The organism is Kribbella steppae (assembly GCF_004342025.1).
In the GTDB taxonomy this organism is placed as follows: Bacteria; Actinomycetota; Actinomycetes; order Propionibacteriales; family Kribbellaceae; genus Kribbella; species Kribbella steppae.
On the sequence record NZ_SLWN01000011.1, the window covers coordinates 162,530 to 177,951 of the forward strand.

Sequence of the window (15,422 nt, forward strand, 5' to 3'; positions counted from 1 at the left end):
CCGAGTCGGGTGGATGGGTGGCGGCGCTGGGCGCCGGTTTACAACAACGCTGCTGGCGACGGGTGGTCGGTGCACGTGAGCGGCACAGGCGGACGACGGCGGCGCGGGCGACGGGCGGGGAGGGCGGCCGGCGGGGAGGGCGGCGGTGCCGATGCCGGGTTCGGTAGCGGCACGCCGCGTTTGCGCTGGCGCAGGCGGACGGCAGGGCGCTGCGCGCGGGTGATGGTGGCCATGGGGAAAGTAGGCGGTGCGCGGGTCCGCGACCGTGGTGCTGGCCACGGTGCGGGTGGGGGGCTGCGCGCTGTGGTGGACGGCTGTGGTGCCGGGCGCGCGTAGGCGTCGTAGTGCTGGAGAGCGGCGCAGCGGATAGTCGCGGGTGGCAGAGGACGGTGGTCAGGGCTTCAGCGGGCCGGCTGTCGCGCGGTTGGCGACGGGCGGTGCGTGGTCGGTCGCGGCTGCCCCGCGGGGTGGCAGGCAGGCAGTGGGATGGCCTGCATGGCCTGGAGTCTGGGTCCGGTGCCCGGCTGGTGGGTCACGGCTGCCAGCGGGGTGGCTGGCAGGCGATGGAACGGCCAGCTTGGCCTGGGCGTGCTGCTCCGGGCCCGGCTGGTTGGTCGCGGCTGCTCGGCGGAGTGAGAGGCAGGCGGTGGGACGGCCCGCTCGGTCTGGGCGTGTGGGTCCAGGCCCCGGCTCGTGGGTCACGGCAGCCAGCGGGGTGGCAGGCAGGCGGTCAGACGGCCTGCATGGTCGGGAGTGTCGGTCCGGTGCCTGGCTGGTGGGTCACGGCTGCCAGCGGGGGTGGCTGGCAGGCGGTCGGACGGCCAACTTGACCTGGGCGTGCGGCCCTGGCTGGTGGGTCGCGGCTGCCCGGCGGAATGACAGGCAGGCGGTGGGGCGGCCTGTTTGGCGTGGGCGTGTGGGTCCTGACCCCGGCTCGTGGGTCACGGCAGCCAGCGGGGTCGCAGGCAGGCGGTCAGGCGGCCAGCTTGGCCTGCGTGGCCCCAGGCCCCGGCTCGTGGATCACGGCAGCCAGCGGGATTGCAGGCAGGCGGTCAGGCGGCCAGCTTGGCCTGCGTGCCCCAGGCCCCGGCTCGTGGATCACGGCAGCCAGAGGGATCGCAGGCAGGCGATCAGACGGCCAGCTTGATCTGGGGGTGTGGGTCCGGGCCGGCTGGGGGTTAGTCGGTTTGTGGGATGCGTGGGGGTTGGTGGTCGATGAGGTTGTGGTGGTGGTCAGGTGTGCGGACTGGACGGGTCCGTCGGTGGGTGAGGGTGATTAGGGCGGCTATGAGAGGGAGGGTGATGAGGTAGGCGGTGCGGAGGTCGGCGACTCGGGCTAAGGCTGCTAGGGCGGCGGGGGTTAGGAGGATTGCTGTGCCGGAGGCTAGGGCGCCGATTGCTGATAGGCGGGTTGGGTTGAGGCCTGGTGTGGCGACGAGGGCCGCCAAGGTGACGGGGTAGAGGGGTGCGACGCCGGTGCCGGCGACGACTAGACCGATCGTGACGGCGGTGGGTGTGTCGAAGAGGCTGACGAGCAGGGTGCCGATGATCGCGAGTAAGCCGGCTGGGACGACGGGAGACCAGTTGCGCCAGTGGATCGGTCCGATTGCGCGGCCGACTGCCATGCCGATCGGGAAGGCGCTGCCCAGGAGGGCGGCCGTTGCCATCGGCAAACCTGTGGCCAGCAGCCGCGCGACCGCCCACACCACGAAGCAGAACTCGATCCCAACCGCGAGCACCACTCGCAGCCAGCCCAGCCCGACGGCCACTGCGACATGCCGGGTCGACGATGGCCTCGAGCGTGGCATGTCGAGCGATTGAACCGGCTGCCGGTCAAGGGATTCGACCGTCGGAGGTTGCGGCGTCCTCCTGCCTTTCACCACGGCCAGGGCGACAAGCGGTGGTACGGCGGCCAGCATTGCCAGGCGGCCGGTGGGGCCGAGAGAGTCAATGGCACCGATGGTGATTGGCGCCAGGATGCCGGTGGCGCTGGCGACGGCGTTGACGCGACTCAGCCGGGCAGCAGCTGTTGGGCCGTGCAGGATGAGTGGAGCGACGAGCACGAGCAGGGCCCCGCCCAGTCCGATGCACAGTCCGCCTGCGACCGCCACGCCGTACGCAGGTGCCAGCGCGAGTAGCACCGCGCCGGCCGCACACACGAGAGAGCCGAGGCGGAGCACCGTCGGGAGCGGCCACGAACGCAGCAGCCTCGGGCCGACCACCGCGACAACGACCAACCCGGCTGCGAACCCGGAGGACAGCAGCGCGAGTCGAGCAGTGGACTCGTCCAGGTCCCGCGCGAGTATCGCGACACAGGCCCCGAGCCCGGCCAGCAGGTACCCCATGGACGAGAGACCGATCCCGATCCGGACCTCGTCCGTCCGGCCGGTCATCTGGCTGTCAGGTCGGTAGACCCCGTCCGGGCGGCCGCCAGGAGGTCGGCGAGCTGGTGCAGGTCGGTCAGCTGGATGTCGGCCGCCAGGCCTTTCAGACCCGCTGTCACGGCTCCAGCTGCGTGGCCAGCGGCCAGGCCGACTTCGGCATCTTCCACGACCAGGCAGTAAGCAGGTGGTACCCCGAGCAGGTCAGCCGCGTGTAGATAGCCCTCAGGGTCCGGCTTGCCGCGAGAGATGTCCTCGACGGTCACCAGGACACGTGGCTCGATGCCGGCTGCAGCCAGGCGTACCTTCGCCAGCCGGTTGTCCGCGCTGGTCACGACCGCCCAGGGCAAGCCGAGCTGATCCAACACACCAAGTACCTCGACCGCGCCAGGTGTCGCCGTCACATCGGACAGGTCGTCGTACTGGAGCTCCAGCTGCCGGGCCGCGGCAGTCGCCCGCTCCTCCGCCGGCAGGTCCGGGCGCATGCGGTCGACGGTGGACTCGGCCGGGCTGCCGTGGGCGATGGCGAGTACGTCGGCCACCGGTACGCCGTACTCCCCTGCCCAGACTGTCCAGGCACGCTCGACCGCGGCGTCGGAGTCCACCAGCGTGCCGTCCATGTCGAACAGCACGGCGCGGATGTCCCGGATCCCCATCACCCCTCCATTAAACTCGTTCTCCGAGCATAAGGTAGAACCATCTCATGACAACAGCAGTTCGCCGCGGACAGTGGCAGACGGCTGCCGACGTACTCGCGCAGGTGAGCCGTCGGCCCGGGATCACGCGCGCTGCGGTGGCACGGGAGCTGCGGCTGAGCACCAGCTCGACTACTGAGGTCACTGCACGGCTGCGCGACGTACAACTGCTCACTGAGGTGCCTGCGCCCAGTCAGGGGCGTGGGCGGCCGACGACCGTACTGCGGGCGCATCCACAGGGTCCTGTGGTGCTCGCACTGGACCTGCGGCAGGGCAGTTGGCGGAGTGCTGTGGTTGCGCTGGACGGGTCGTTCCTGGCGCAGCAGTCCAAGCGTCACCGGAGTCGACGGCCGCAGGTCGTGCTCGGCAACCTGCAGAGGGTCGTGGAGCAGGCGCGGGAGCAGTACGGCGAACGCTTGCGGGTGGTGAGCCTGGCAGCGCCGGGCATGATTCGCGACAACCGTCTGATGCAGGCACCGACGCTGGACTGGCCAGAGGTGGACCTGGAGGCCGTCGCAGCGGGTACGGGCATCCCGCTGCTCGCTGGCAACGACGCAACGCTGAGTGGTGTGGCTGAAGCCCGCACTGGTGCTGCCGCTGGTGCTGGTACGGCGTTGCACCTCATCGTCGAAGTGGGGATCGGCGGCACGCTACTGATCGACGGCGTACCGGCGCAGGGAGCGTCCGGGGCCGGTGGGGAGTACGGGCACATACCGTTCGGGGAGCGTGGACGGGAGTGTCCGTGCGGCGCCCGTGGGTGCTGGGACCTGGAGATCGACGGACGCGCGCTGGCACGGCACCTCAAGGAGCCGACGCCGGACGACCCGTACGGCTACACAGAGGCCGTGCTGCGGCGTACCGACCGCGCTGCGGGCCGTGCGGTCGCCAGAGTGGTCACTGCGCTCGCTACAGGCATCGCTGGTCTCGTCAACGCGCACGACCCGGATGTAGTGACGCTGGGCGGCCTGGCCATCCCACTCCGTGCTGCTGACGAGTCCACCTTCGAGCAGGCCTACCTAGCCGGCCTCATGACCTTCCACCGGACCTCTCCCCCGCCAGTGCTTCCCGCAACGCACCAGCCCGACGGCCCGTTGCGCGGTGCCACGGCGCTGGCGCTGGACCACCTCACCACGGAGCCGTCGATCGCTACGTGGGCTGATCGGCACTGACGTCCTCAACCGGTTCCTGGGGCTTTGGGACGATCGGCGGTTCGACCCGCGCCAGGATCGTGGTGATGTCATGGCGGTGGTGCTGGATCTCGTGGGCCGTGTGGCGGATCACCCAGCCCAGTGTGCGCGGCGCACGCACCGGGTAGTTGTAGAGACCCAGCTTGCCAAGCTGCGGCGGTGTGAGCACCCGAGCGGCGGCGCCGAACTCGCGGGCGAACCGCATCAGCGCGGCCGCGACCTCCATCGGGTCCTGGTCCTCGTACTTGGCCTGCTTCACCCGACCGGTCCGGTCCATCGGCGCGTATACCGGCCGGTCCTCCGCCAGGCACTGAGCGATCCGCTGCCGCTGGACCTCCAGTACGTCGCGCACGTGGCAGGCGTACTCGATCGCCGACCACACGTCAGGCTCCGGCCGGAGCCGTACGACGTCCGGATCGGGACCGGCCGCGGCTCTCGTGAGCGACATACTGCAGTCCGCCGCCTGCCGGATCAGCGTGGTCACCGTGCCCTGCAGATCACCTGTGTCGTAGTTGAACCCACACTGCTCGCAGTACCCGTCAACCGGCGGCTGCTGCTTGCTCAACTGCTACTCCCTCGAAATCGCCAGGCGTGATCGACCGGACCGATTCCACCACCGAGCGCGAACCCAGCCCCGATCGCCCCGGTCACGTACTCCTTGGCCGCTCCCACTGCACCCGGTACGTCGTACCCCCGCGCCAGGTATGACGCGATCGCACTGGCCAACGTGCATCCGGTGCCGTGTGTGTGCCTGTTGTCGGCCCGTACGGCGCTGTAGGCCCGACGTACCCCGTGACCGTGCAGGATGTCCACGGACGCCGCACCTGGGTCGTGGCCGCCCTTCACGAGGACCCAGGAGGCTCCGGCGTCCAGCAGCACCTTTGCCGCGAGCTCTCGGTCCTCCACCGTCTCCAGGTCCATGCCGGCCACCGGTCCGAGCTCGGTCAGGTTCGGCGTCAGGACAGTTGCCAGCGGCACGATCTCCGACCGGATGGCGTCCATCGCATCGGCGGCCAGGAGCGCGTCACCGTGCTTCGACACCGACACCGGGTCAACAACGACCGGCACCGACGGCGGGAGCGTCCGCAGCAGCGACGCGACCACCCGGACCATCGACTCGGACGCCAGCATCCCCGTCTTCACCGCGTCGACGCCGATGTCGTCCACCACGCTGCGGAACTGCGCCCTGACCTGCTCCTCCGGCAGCTCCCACGCCCCCTGGACGCCGAGACTGTTCTGCGCGGTGATCGCGGTCAGCACGCTCATCCCGTGCACGCCGTTGGCCAGCATCGACTTCAGATCCGCCTGGATCCCGGCCCCGCCGCCGGAGTCGGATCCGGCGATCGTCAGCACTCTGGGCAACATCTCAACTCCTGAAATGAGCGTGACCGGCGTCGTCAGCGTACGCCGCTCCGTCCACCGTCACGGTTCCGGCCGGCCGTTCCTCGTTGCCCTCAGCAACCGAGCCGATGACGGTCCAGCCCTCGGGTACGTCGGCCGGCTCGAAGGTACCGACCAGCGCGTGGTCCTCACCGCCGGTCAGGACGAACTTGAGCCCGTCCACGCCGGTCGCGGCGGCCACGGCCTGCAACGGCTCGGGCACGGTCAACGCCTGCGAGTGCACGTCGATGGCCACCTGACTCGCGACGGCGATGTGCCCGAGATCGGACAGCAGGCCATCGCTGACATCGCACAACGACGACGCGCCGGCCAGAGCGGCTCGAGGCCCTTCGGCGTACGGCGGTTGCGGGCGGCGATGCGCCTCGACCACGGCTCGCGGCGAGCGGAACCCGCGGGCCAGCACGGCCCAGCCCGCTTCGGCCCAGCCGAGCCGTCCGATGTAGGCGACCTCGTCGCCGGGGCGCGCACCGGAACGCAGTACCGGCGGACGACCGTCCAGCGTGCCGAACGCGGTCACCGAGACGATGATCTTGTCCGACTGCACCGTGTCGCCGCCGACGATGCTGACCTCGACCAGCTCAGCCTCGTCCACCAGGCCCTGGTTGAGCTCCAGCGCCCACGCGGTCGGCAGGTCGGCCGGTGCGCCGAACCCGACCACGAGCGACGTCGGCCGCGCACCCATGGCCATGATGTCGGCCAGGTTCTGCGCGGCGGCCTTGCGGCCCACGTCGTACGCCGACGACCAGTCCTGCCGGAAGTGGCGGCCCTCCACCAGCAGGTCGGTCGTGATCACCATCCGTCCGTCCGGCACGGCCACCACGGCCGCGTCGTCACCGGGCCCGACCAGGACGTCCTCACCTGTGGACAGCCCTTTGGTGACGGCCGCGATCAGGCCGAACTCACCCGTGCTCCCCAACGTCTCTGTCACGTCAGCAGACCTCCCATATCGCCAACCGGAGTCTAGGCGGTACCGTGACCGGGCAACGAAGAGTACGCCCGGCCGCCTCGCAGTACCCCCGCAGTGTCACGGCCGGAGCCCGCTGAGGACGACTGAGTGGAGAACGACGTGGTGGTCCAGGCCTACATCCTGATCCAGACCGAGGTCGGCAAGGCAGCCGATGTCGCGGCGCAGATCGCCGAGGTCCAGGGCGTCACCCTGGCCGAGGACGTCACCGGTCCGTACGACGTGATCGTCCGCGCGGAAGCCCGCAACGTCGACGAGCTGGGCAAGCTGGTGGTTGCCAAGGTCCAGAACGTGCCCGGCATCACCCGCACGCTGACCTGCCCCGTCGTCCACATCTGACCACCACGGGGTTCCCGCCCTCCTTCCGCATGCCCAAAGTCCTGCTCGCTGCACTCGGTCTGATCCTGCTGGCCGGGTGCAGCGCGGGCCCCACGCCCGTCCCCGTACCCACTCCCGCACCCGAGGTCGCAGCGGCCTGTGAGCCGCTGGTGAAGGCGCTGCCCGAGAAGGTGCTGGACGCCGAGCGGCGCAAGACCGAGCCGGTCAGCCCGCTCACCTCCGCGTACGGCGATCCGCCGATCGAGGTCACCTGTGGGGTCACCCCGCCGGCCGGGATGGCCGAGGCGCAGTCGCAGTGCTTCGAGGTGAACGGCGTGGGCTGGTTCGCCAAGGAGGTGGAGAACGGGGTCATCTTCACCACCATCGGCCGCCAGGTCTATTTCGAGGTCGCCGTTCCGTCGAAGTACGCGCCCGAGGCGAACGCGCTGACCGATGTGTCGGACGCTGTCCACAGGTTCAACAAACTCATCACTCCTTGTACCTGACGACGGCATACTCCAATCGAAGCCGAAAATGTTCGTCGGCGGTGTCCGGTTGAGTCCGGCGGGGGCGACGTAGCAGGCGAGAGGCACCGCGGTGGTGCCCGGGACGACGGGAGATTCCGATGAAGTACATGATCCTCACGTACGCGTCGCAGCAGGACTACGACGGGATGGCGGGCAAGGACACCGACAAACCGGCGTGGGCCGCCGAGGACTTCGCCGCGATGGGCTCGTTCATGGAGAAGTTCAACAACGACCTGATCGAATCCGGTGAGCTGGTCGAGACCCGCGGGCTCGCGGCGCCGGTGCTGACCAGGCGACTGGGCTCGAAGGACGGCGCCTCGGTGGTGACGGACGGTCCGTACGCCGAGACCCAGGAGGTGCTTGCCGGGTACTGGATCGTCGAATGCGAGTCGTTCGACCGGGCGACCGAGATCGCGGCCCGGCTCGGTGACACACCGGCACCCGAGTTCGTCCGGGCGACCGCGTACGCCGACATCCGGCCGGTGATCGAGGGCCGCGGCGAGATCCTGGACTGATCAGGATGTCCGCTGCTCTCCACGATCTGCTGCGCGAGCTGACTCCGCAGGTGCTGGGGGCGCTGGTGCGGCGGTACGGGCACTTCGACACTGCGGAGGACGCGGTGCAGGAGGCCTTGCTCGCCGCGTCGCAGCAGTGGCCCGTGGAGGGTGTCCCGGACAATCCGCGAGGGTGGTTGATCACGGTGGCTTCGCGCAGGCTGACGGATCTGCTTCGTCGTGAACAGGCCCGTCAGCGGCGCGAGGACCGGGTGGCGCAGTGGGCGACGTTGCCCGATCCGGGGCCGGGTGAGCGGATCGCTGACACCGACGACACGATGATCCTGCTGTTCATGTGTTGCCACCCGTCGTTGTCGCCGGCGTCGCAGATCGCGTTGACGCTGCGGGCGGTCGGCGGTCTGACGACGGCGGAGATCGCGCGGGCGTTCCTGGTGCCGGAGGCGACGATGACCCGGCGGATCAGCCGGGCCAAGGCGAGCGTGAAGGACAGCGGGGCCCGGTTCGCGCTGCCGGCGGATCGGGACGAGCGACTGGGTGCGGCGCTGAAGGTCGTGTACCTGATCTTCAACGAGGGCTACGCGAGTACGACGGGGCCGAGCCTTCAGCGCGTGGAGTTGGCGGCGGAGGGGATCCGGCTGGCGCGGATGCTGCATCGGCTGCTGCCTGACGACAGTGAGGTGGCCGGCTTGCTGGCGTTGATGCTGCTGACGGATGCGCGGCGGCCGGCTCGGACGGGGCCACTGGGCGAGTTGGTTCCGATGGATGAGCAGGATCGGTCGTTGTGGATTCGGGAGTTGATCGAGGAGGGAGTTGGGCTGATCACGGCGGCGCTGCCGCGAGGGCCGGTGGGGCCTTATCAGCTGCAGGCGGCGATCGCCGCTGTGCATGACGAGGCGCCGTCGGCGGCCGAGACCGATTGGGCGCAGATCGTCGCGTTGTACGAGGTGCTGCTGCAGTTGGTCGACAACCCGATGGTCGCGTTGAATCAGGTGGTCGCGGTGGCGATGGCGCGTGGGGCGAATGACGGGCTGAAGTTGCTGGCCACGATCGAGGGCGACGAGCGGATCGCTTCGGACCATCGATCGTCGGCGGTGCGGGCGCATCTGCTGGAGATGTCCGGGGACGTGGCGGGTGCGCGCGCGGCGTATGAGGAGGCGGCCAGCCGGACGACGAGTTTGCCGCAGCAGCGGTACCTCTATGAGCGGGCGAGACGCCTATGAGTTGGGACGCAGCCTCAGCGGAGGCCGGTGGGGCGGGTCGTGGCCAGGGTGAGGAGACGGTCCACCAGGGCGGGGTAGTCCACGCCGGTGGCAGCCCAGAGGCGGGGGAACATGCTGGTGGGGGTGAAGCCGGGCATGGTGTTGATCTCGTTGATGATGACCCGGCCGTCGGCGTCGAGGAAGAAGTCGACACGGGCCAGGCCCTCGCCATCGATCGCGTCGAACGCGGTCAATGCCTTGGCGCGGATGTCGGCCGCGATCTCCTCGGGGAGGTCGGCGGGGACGGAGAGGGCGGTGTACTCCTCGCCTTCGGGGAGGTACTTGGTCTCGAAGTCGTAGAAGTCGTGCCCGCCGCCGGACACCGCGATCTCGCCGCAGACGCTGACCTCGGCCGGACCGCCGTTCAGGCCGCCGAGGACGCCGACCTCGATCTCGCGCGGGCTCTTCGCGGACGCCTCGACGATCACCTTCGGGTCGTGGGCGCGCGCCTCGGCGACCGCGTCGTCGAGTTCGGCCAGGTTGTTCACCTTGCTGATGCCCAGGCTCGACCCGCCCCGGCACGGCTTCACGAAGACCGGGTAACCGAGCGCGTCGACCGCCTCGCGGCAGGCGGCGGGGTCGCGGTTCCAGTCGCGGTCGCGGATGACGACGTACGGGGTGACCTCGAGGCCGGCGGCGGCGAAGACGACCTTCATGTAGTGCTTGTCCATGCCGACCGCGCTGGCCAGTACGCCGGAGCCGACGTACCGGATGTCGGACATCTCGAGGAGGCCCTGGATGGTGCCGTCCTCGCCCCACGGGCCGTGCAGCAACGGGAAGACCACGTCGACCTCGCCGAGCGTGCTCGGTACCTGGTCGGGTTCGCTCACCACGAGCTCGCGGTTCGCGCCGAACAGCACCGGCAGCGCGGTCACGTCGACCTCCGGGAGCTTCCCGTCGGTGATCGACAGCCGCTCCGGGTCGCCGCTCTCCAGCACCCAGTGGCCGCTGGTACTGATGCCGATCGGGACCACGTCGTACTTGTCCCGGTCGATCGCCTGCAGCACGTTGGCCGCGGTCACGCAGGAGATGGCGTGTTCGCTCGACCGGCCGCCGAACACCACGGCGACACGGGGCTTGCGCTGTTCTTCCCTCGAGTACTCACTCACCGGCTCGACTGTAGCGGCCCCGAGATCAGGTTCCGATCGGGGTTCGGTTAAGAGCTCTTCAGATCGCAGTGAGTAGTCATCACCACACTGTGATCACACGGTCACTCCGAGGTGACTCGCCCATAGGAACCGGTACTCTGCCCGCGGAGGTGGAGATGGGACTGCGCGAACTGAAGCGGGAGCGGACCCGCCGGCTGATCTCGGACAAGGCGTTCGAGCTGTTCACCGACCACGGCTTCGGCCGGACCACGGTGGAGCAGATCGCCGCGGCCGCCGAGGTCGGCCCGAGCACGCTGTACCGGTACTTCCCGACCAAGGAGACGCTCGTCCTGGAGTTCGTCGAGGACTGTCTGCTGGGAGCGGTCGCGTGGTTCCGCGAGCAGCCCGAGGTGGAGCTGCCGGACGGTCTGCAGTCGGTGATCGAGCGGGTGCTGGACCAGCTGGAGAGCAACCCGGACCGGGTTCGCGCGGTGTTCGACCTGGCCGCGCAGACGGCGTCGGTGAGCGCTCACCTCAACGAGATGACCTGGCGATTCCGCAACGAACTGACCGATGAGCTGGTACGGCGACTGGCCGGCAACGACCCGCAGGACGTCGAGTTCACCGCTGCTCTGGCCGCCGGGATCGCGATGAACATCATCGAGACGGTGGTCCGGATCTGGGTCGAGAACCCGGATGACACCGAGGTGAAGGAACTCGCCCGCCGCGCCATGACGCTGCTCCGCGGCGGCGGCATCCCACTCCCCGCCGTCGCAGTGCGGTAGCCCGGCCGGGAGAATCCGGCTATGACACTCGACCCCTCCACCGTTGTCGTCCACGCAGGCCGGCCTGAGCGCGTGCCGAACGCGCCGGTCGGCGAGTCACCCGTCTTCAGCTCGACCTATGTCGCGGGTGGGGATCGTGGGTACGGGCGGTTCGGCAACGATGCGTGGACCGCGTTGGAGGACACGCTCGGGGAGCTCGAGGGTGGGCGTGGCCTGACGTTCGCGTCCGGGATGGCGGCGGCGGCCGCGATCGCCGATCTCGTCCCGGTCGGGGGCCGGATCGTCGCGCCGCAGCACGCGTATTCCGGCGTACTCGCACTCCTTGACCAGCAGGCGACGGCCGGCCGGCTGACCGTCGATCGGGTGAACATCGCGGACACCGCGGACGTCACCAGGGCGGTCGACCAAGCGGACATGCTGTGGATCGAGTCGCCGACCAACCCTGCGATGGAGGTCGCCGACCTGCCCGCGATCTCCGCGGCCGGGCGGCAGGCGGGTACGACCGTTGTCGTCGACAACACGTTCGCGACCCCGCTGCTGCAGCAGCCGATCAGACTCGGTGCCGACATCGTGATGCACTCGGCAACGAAGTTCATCGCGGGTCACTCCGATGTCGTCCTCGGCGCGGTCGTCACCGCCGACGACGACCTGTGGAACGCGATCGACCTGCGCCGCCGCAGCCTCGGCGCGATCCCCGGGCCGATGGAGGCCTGGCTGGCGCTCCGCGGTCTCCGCACGCTCGCGCTCAGGCTGGAGCGAGCGCAGTCCAACGCGGCGTTCCTCGCCGAGCGGCTGCTCCAGCATCCGCGGGTCAGCCGCGTGCGCTACCCGGGACTGCCGGATGATCCAGGTCATGCGCGCGCCAAGGCGCAGATGTCGGGCTTCGGGGCGATCTTGTCGATCGAGCTCGGTGGTGACGCCGAGGGGGCTCAGCGGGTCTGCGAAAGTACGGCGCTCTGGGTGCACGCGACCAGCCTCGGCGGGGTCGAGTCGATGCTGGAACGCCGTCGCCGCTGGCCGATCGAGGTGCCGACCATCCCGGAGGACCTGATCCGGCTGGCCGTCGGAATCGAGCACCCGAACGATCTCTGGGCCGATCTCGAGCAGGCACTCAAGACCGGGATTTGAGCACCGGCCCGCCGAAGAACGTCAGCACACACAGCACGACCGGCAGGATGAACGCGATGTTCAGCGGCATCCAGTGCGCGAGTCCGCCGATCAACGCCGGGCCGGCCAGCAGACCGACGTACCCGAGTCCGACGACGCGGGCCATCAGGGCGCCGGCCGCGCGTGGGTCGAGGTTGCCGGCCGCGGTGAACAGTTGCGGTACGCCGCCGGCCAGGCCGAGACCGAACAACGCCCAGCCGAACAGGGCAACCGGCACCCACGGCACGACGATCACGATCGTCAGGCCGATCGCGGCCATCGCGGCGCCGTAGCGGACGATCGCGGCCGGGCCGACGACGGCCGCGACGCGGTCGGTGAGGAAGCGCCCGACGGTCATCGCCACGGCGAAGGCGCCGTACGCGTAGGCCGCCGTACTGACCGACGTACCGAGGATGTCGCGGAAGTGCAGGGCCGCCCAGTCGTTCGCGACACCTTCCGCGAGCATCAGGCCGAAGGCGAGGCCGCCGAGCGCCCACACCAGCTTGGCGGGCGGCTTGGCGCGGTCCTCCTGCTCCTCGTGCTCCTCGGTCGTTGCCTCGATCAAGAAACGGCTGGCGACCAGCGAGACGACGACACACAGGACGCCCGCGAGGCCGAGGGTGACCTCGGTCGGTACGTCGGCTCGCAGCGTGGCAGCTCCGATCAGTGCGGCGAAGGCGCCGCCGATCGACCACATCGCGTGGAAGGCGGCCATGATCGGGCGCGGGTAGCCGCGCTCGACCACCACGGCCTGGGCGTTCATGCCGACGTCGATCGAGCCGTTGGCGAAGCCGAGCCCCATCAACGCCAGGCCGAGCGTCCACCAGTTGTGAGCGAGACCGGGCCAGAACAGGGAGAGGCCGAGGAGAACGCCGGCGGCCGGGACCAGGCGGCGTTGGCCGAGGCGGTCGACGAGCGGGCCGGCGATCTGCATGCCGAGGAAGGCGGCGCCGCCGAGCGCGAGCAGCAGGAGTCCGAGCGTGCTGTGCGTGATCTTGGTGGCGTGCTCGATGTTGGGGATGTGGACGACCCACATGCCGACGGCGAAACCGTTGAGACCGAAGTAGGTCCAGGTGGCGATCCGGGCGGCTCGGGGCGGTGCGGTCTGCAACGGCAGATCGGTCGCGGTCAACGGGCCACCTCGAGTAGTACTCCGCGCTGGGTGAGCATGGTCCGCTGGTCCTCCGGGGCGGTCGGGTCAGTGATGATCAGGTCGGGACGGTCGGCCGGACACACGTAGGCGAGCGCGGCGCGGTCCCATTTGGCGCCGTCGGCAAGCACCATCGACCGGGCGGCGACGGCGAGCGCCTCCTGCTTGACCTCGGCGTCGCCCAGGTCGAACGCGGTCAGCCCGGCGTCGAGGCTGAAGGCACAGGGGCTGATCACGGCCAGGTCGAAGCGCAGCGCCCGGAGCGAGGCGATGGTCAGTGGACCGACCAGCGCCAACTCGCCCTTGCGCGCTTCTCCCCCCGGCATCAGCAGCCGGATCCGCGGAGCCTCGGACAACTCCTGCGCGATGTGCAACGAGAGAGGCATGACGGTGACCGCGCGGTCGTGGAGGAGCTTGGCCACCTCGAGAGCCGTCGTACCGCTGTCGAGGACGATGGTCTCGCCATCGTGGATGTGCTCGACGGCGGCCGCGGCGATGGCGCGCTTGGCGGCGATGGCTGCTTGGGCGCGCAGCGAGTACGGCGGCTCGACACCGGACGGCATCGCGGACACGGCGCCGCCGTGGACGCGCTTGAGCACACCCTGGGCGGCGAGGAAGTCGAGATCGCGACGGACGGTCATATCCGATGCCTCAGTGGCCTCGACCAGTTCCTGGACCGAGACTCGGTCCAGCCTGCGCAGTCGTTCTACGATCACTTGGTGCCGTTCTGCGCTCCTCATGCGCAGAAAGCTACCATCCGAATGTTCGATCAAACAAAGAGAGTGTTTGCCTGTGGCTAACGACGTTCGCCGTGCCAGGTATGCCGTCGCCGCGGTCTTCTGCGTGCACGGCGCGGTCACCGGCTCGTTCGCCACCCGGGTGCCATGGATTCAGGAACACTCCGGGGTATCGGCCGGCCAACTCGGGCTGGCGCTCGCGTTCCCGGCACTCGGTGCGGCGCTGATGATGCCGCTCGCGGCCCGCGTCAGCCACACCCTCGGCACCCGGAACGCACTCCGCGGCCTCCTCGCCCTCTGGACGCTCGCACTGGTCCTACCATCCCTCTCCCCCAACCTGCTCACGCTGTGCGCGTCATTGCTCGTGTACGGCGGTACGGCGGGAATGGCCGATGTCGCGATGAACGCACTCGGCGTGGAGGTCGAGCACCGGCTGGAGAAGTCGATCATGTCCGGCCTGCACGGCATGTGGAGCGTCGGCGCGCTGATCGGAGCAGCGGTAGGAACCGTTGCCGCGCATGCCGAGTTGAGTGCCCAGCTCCACCATGCGATGGCGGCCGCCGTACTGACTCTGATCGGTGTTGGGGTGTGCCAGCTCGTGCTGAACGTGCATCCCGAGGAAGACGAGGAGCCGCCGGCGCGGTTCGCGTTGCCGCCGCGATCGGGGTTGCTGATCGGCGCGGTCGGGTTCTGCGCGGTGTTCGCCGAGGGCGCGAGCCTGGACTGGTCAGCGGTCTACTTGCGTGACGTCCTCGACAGTTCGGCGGGCGTGGCGGCCGCGGCGACCACGGGCTTCGCGTTGACGATGGCGATCGCGCGACTCACGGGCGATGCGGTGATCGACCGGTTCGGCGCCGTACGGACGGTTCGGTGGAGCGGCGTGATTGCCACGCTGGGCGGCGTACTGGTCGTCGTCGCCTGGAATCCGATCGCCGCGATGGCTGGGTTCGGACTGCTCGGGATCGGGATCGCGGTCGTCGTACCGCTCGCGTTCGCCGCGGCCGGGCGGACCGGAGCCAACGCAAGCCAGGCGATTGCCGGCGTTGCGACCATCACGTACGCGTCCGGCCTGGTTGCCCCGTCGATCATCGGCGGGATCGCGCAGGCGAGCAGTCTGACGATGTCGTTCCTGGTGGTGACCGTGCTCGCCACCGGACTGGCGATCTTCGCTCCGGTACTGCGTACTCGCAGCCGCTCGCGCGTCAACTGACATCCGGCTCCACTGATTGACGCAACCCATCGGTTGCCATAAAGTAGCAACCAAATGGT

The 15,422-nt window shown here is 69.6% G+C and carries 16 protein-coding genes; 8 read left to right on the plus strand and 8 right to left on the minus strand.

What is annotated here, in order from left to right:
- Positions 1–1,178: 1,178 nt before the first annotated feature.
- Both EV652_RS29970 and EV652_RS29975 read right to left on the minus strand, forming a co-directional pair.
- The gene (locus EV652_RS29970; RefSeq protein WP_199238469.1) at positions 1,179–2,393 is read right to left on the minus strand and encodes an MFS transporter; all 1,215 of its coding nucleotides are present in this window, start codon (positions 2,391–2,393) and stop codon (positions 1,179–1,181) included.
- Positions 2,390–3,037 (minus strand): HAD-IA family hydrolase, encoded by a 648-nt coding sequence (locus tag EV652_RS29975; protein WP_132212621.1) that lies wholly within the window; start codon positions 3,035–3,037, stop codon positions 2,390–2,392. The genes EV652_RS29970 and EV652_RS29975 overlap by 4 nt, the downstream gene beginning before the upstream one ends.
- Before the next feature lie 47 nt (positions 3,038–3,084).
- Between EV652_RS29975 and EV652_RS29980 the strand changes: the two genes are divergently transcribed.
- On the plus strand, positions 3,085–4,245 hold the full coding sequence (locus EV652_RS29980; protein ID WP_132212622.1) for an ROK family transcriptional regulator: 1,161 nt from the start codon (positions 3,085–3,087) through the stop codon (positions 4,243–4,245).
- Here the strand turns inward: EV652_RS29980 and EV652_RS29985 are convergent.
- Genes EV652_RS29985 through EV652_RS29995 form a run of 3 tightly spaced genes read right to left on the minus strand, consistent with a single transcriptional unit; the run spans position 4,223 to position 6,592 of the window.
- Complete coding sequence (locus EV652_RS29985) at positions 4,223–4,828, minus strand: DinB family protein (RefSeq protein ID WP_132212623.1); 606 nt, start codon at positions 4,826–4,828, stop codon at positions 4,223–4,225. The genes EV652_RS29980 and EV652_RS29985 overlap by 23 nt on opposite strands.
- A complete protein-coding gene (gene thiD, locus EV652_RS29990; RefSeq protein ID WP_132212624.1) occupies positions 4,825–5,628 on the minus strand; it encodes a bifunctional hydroxymethylpyrimidine kinase/phosphomethylpyrimidine kinase in 804 nt (267 codons plus the stop codon). Before thiD ends, EV652_RS29985 begins: the two co-directional genes overlap by 4 nt.
- 1 nt (position 5,629) lies before the next feature.
- Complete coding sequence (locus EV652_RS29995) at positions 5,630–6,592, minus strand: thiamine-phosphate kinase (protein WP_132212625.1); 963 nt, start codon at positions 6,590–6,592, stop codon at positions 5,630–5,632.
- Positions 6,593–6,730: 138 nt separating this feature from the next.
- Between EV652_RS29995 and EV652_RS30000 the strand changes: the two genes are divergently transcribed.
- The 4 genes from EV652_RS30000 to EV652_RS30015 all read left to right on the plus strand — a co-directional run bounded on the left by EV652_RS30000 (position 6,731) and on the right by EV652_RS30015 (position 9,208).
- Entirely contained in the window at positions 6,731–6,967 is a 237-nt protein-coding gene (locus EV652_RS30000; RefSeq protein ID WP_026163142.1) for an Lrp/AsnC family transcriptional regulator, read from the plus strand.
- 29 nt (positions 6,968–6,996) lie between these two features.
- Entirely contained in the window at positions 6,997–7,452 is a 456-nt protein-coding gene (locus tag EV652_RS30005; RefSeq protein ID WP_132212626.1) for a DUF3515 domain-containing protein, read from the plus strand.
- Between the two features lie 119 nt (positions 7,453–7,571).
- The gene (locus tag EV652_RS30010; protein WP_199238470.1) at positions 7,572–7,988 is read left to right on the plus strand and encodes a YciI family protein; all 417 of its coding nucleotides are present in this window, start codon (positions 7,572–7,574) and stop codon (positions 7,986–7,988) included.
- 5 nt (positions 7,989–7,993) lie between these two features.
- Positions 7,994–9,208: an RNA polymerase sigma factor gene (locus EV652_RS30015; RefSeq protein WP_132212627.1), complete on the plus strand. Its 1,215-nt coding sequence runs from the start codon at positions 7,994–7,996 to the stop codon at positions 9,206–9,208.
- Between the two features lie 14 nt (positions 9,209–9,222).
- Here the strand turns inward: EV652_RS30015 and EV652_RS30020 are convergent, their stop codons facing one another.
- Complete coding sequence (locus tag EV652_RS30020) at positions 9,223–10,356, minus strand: D-alanine--D-alanine ligase family protein (protein ID WP_132212628.1); 1,134 nt, start codon at positions 10,354–10,356, stop codon at positions 9,223–9,225.
- Positions 10,357–10,511: 155 nt separating this feature from the next.
- On the opposite strand from EV652_RS30020, the gene EV652_RS30025 reads away from it, so the two are divergent.
- A complete protein-coding gene (locus EV652_RS30025; protein ID WP_132212629.1) occupies positions 10,512–11,120 on the plus strand; it encodes a TetR/AcrR family transcriptional regulator in 609 nt (202 codons plus the stop codon).
- Positions 11,121–11,141: 21 nt separating this feature from the next.
- Complete coding sequence (locus EV652_RS30030; RefSeq protein ID WP_132212630.1) at positions 11,142–12,248, plus strand: trans-sulfuration enzyme family protein; 1,107 nt, start codon at positions 11,142–11,144, stop codon at positions 12,246–12,248.
- On the opposite strand, the gene EV652_RS30035 is transcribed toward EV652_RS30030, so the two are convergent.
- A complete protein-coding gene (locus EV652_RS30035) occupies positions 12,232–13,398 on the minus strand; it encodes an MFS transporter (protein ID WP_242002094.1) in 1,167 nt (388 codons plus the stop codon). The two genes, EV652_RS30030 and EV652_RS30035, sit on opposite strands and share 17 nt — an antisense overlap.
- Entirely contained in the window at positions 13,395–14,156 is a 762-nt protein-coding gene (locus EV652_RS30040; protein ID WP_132212631.1) for a DeoR/GlpR family DNA-binding transcription regulator, read from the minus strand. Before EV652_RS30040 ends, EV652_RS30035 begins: the two co-directional genes overlap by 4 nt.
- Positions 14,157–14,208: 52 nt before the next feature.
- Between EV652_RS30040 and EV652_RS30045 the strand changes: the two genes are divergently transcribed.
- Positions 14,209–15,363 carry an MFS transporter gene (locus EV652_RS30045; protein WP_242002095.1) on the plus strand — a complete coding sequence of 385 codons (1,155 nt, stop codon included), beginning with the start codon at positions 14,209–14,211 and terminating at the stop codon, positions 15,361–15,363.
- Positions 15,364–15,422: the final 59 nt, after the last annotated feature.